General features: G+C 49.5%; 1 protein-coding gene. It reads right to left on the reverse strand.

The window, feature by feature from the left end; translation table 11 throughout:
* Positions 1-1,454 (reverse strand): DEAD/DEAH box helicase family protein (locus AK963_RS28740; protein WP_139117764.1); only part of this gene is annotated, 1,454 nt, incomplete at its 3' end.
* Positions 1,455-1,662 lie beyond the last annotated feature (208 nt).

A 1,662-nucleotide genomic window follows, 5' to 3' on the forward strand; every position in this document is an offset into this window, starting at 1 on the left:
TTCTTTTTATCAATGGCGAAGTAACCGTTATGAAGCTGGCTTACTAACGCCTCTGGCGAGGTCTCTTCAAACAGGCTGCGATATTTCCCTTTGCGGGCAATGTTGACATACTCTTCTTCAAAGATTTTGGCGTACTTGCCAGGCTGGGCAACGCCATCTTTGTAAAAGCGATAATTGGCGACTTTATCGATAAAGAACAGGCTGAGGACCTTAATGCCCAGGGGAATCAGCAGCAGCTCTTTTTCCAGATGCTCTTCAATGGTCTTGCGGATTTGCAGGCGCTTAAACTGATCGTCATCGACACCGCCAATCAGCTCGCCTTTGCGGATCTCATCGGGCTTGCTGGTAAAGTCGATGGTTTCATCGCCGGTTTTGCAGTAAATGTCGTTGATGACATAGCCTTCATAGACATCACGACCGCCAGACAACTCATACAGGTCATCGTTGGCTATGACGGTTTTAACCACCCGCTTGACCTTGCCGGACTGCATGACATCCATTTCGATCTTTGCCGAAATGCCACTGTTATTGCTTTTGGTGTCGAGCAGTTTGATGTACGCCTTGTTGTGCCCATCCCGTACATCGATATGGGCCACTTCAATCTGCTTCACCAGCTTCTGCTCGTAAGCATCAATGGAATCCAGCTTGTACAGCAGGTTGTGCTTGTCTTTATGGGTCGCAGAATAGCGGAACGTACACAGCGGGTTCAGAGAAGCAATCGCTTCTTTGGACTTGGCGGTGGTGTCCACACTCTGAGGTTCATCAATAATCACCACCGGGTGGGTCGAGCGGATAAACTCGATGGGCTTCATACCACTGAGTTTGTCGTGGGTTCGGTGGATCAGGTTGGCTTTGGTCTCTTTATCCGGATCAGTAAAGCTTTTGCGGAAGGCGTCAATATTGATCACCATGATCTGAATGTAATCATTGGTGGCAAAGCTGCGAACCTGGTCCGGCTTTTGAGAATCGTAGACAAAGTAATCGTACTGAACGTTGTTGTACTGCTCTTTAAAGTGCTGCTCGGTAATTTGCAGCGACTTGTACACCCCCTCCTTAATGGCCACCGATGGCACCACAATAATAAACTTGGTGAAGCCATAGCGCTGGTTCAGCTCAAAGGCTGAGCGGAGGTAAACGTAGGTTTTGCCGGTGCCGGTCTCCATCTCCACGGTAAAGTCCATGGAGTTCAGCTTTTTGGATTGCTTGAGGCCCTGGTTCAGCTGCACCTGTCGTACGTTATCCAGCAGCTCATCGGGCAGCAGCTCCAGGCGGTTACCCACACCCAGATCATCGTATTCCGAACCCTGGTAGAGATCAGCCTGATGGGTAGCAGGGGCACTGTAGGCCGGTACCGAGAAGTTGGTCTGACAGGTTTCCTGGCCTTCAAAGACACTGACCACCGAATCGATGGCCACTTTTTGATAATCCAGATCGGGATCAAATTGAATTTTCATCGTTTACCTCCCTGTAAACGCCCCTTCGGGCGCACTGAAGTGCGTGCAAATTTTAGTCCGATAAAATTTGTCATGGTCTACCCCGCCCTTAGATACTTTTCACATCGTCAATGCCAAACTGCTTGAGCACCTGAATGGCATTGGTTTTAACGACTGGGTCAGCAAAGCCAGCGTCTTTGAACACCACGCGCATGACTTCCGGTTGCAA

This window comes from Endozoicomonas atrinae (genome assembly GCF_001647025.1).
Lineage (GTDB): Bacteria > Pseudomonadota > Gammaproteobacteria > Pseudomonadales > Endozoicomonadaceae > Endozoicomonas > Endozoicomonas atrinae.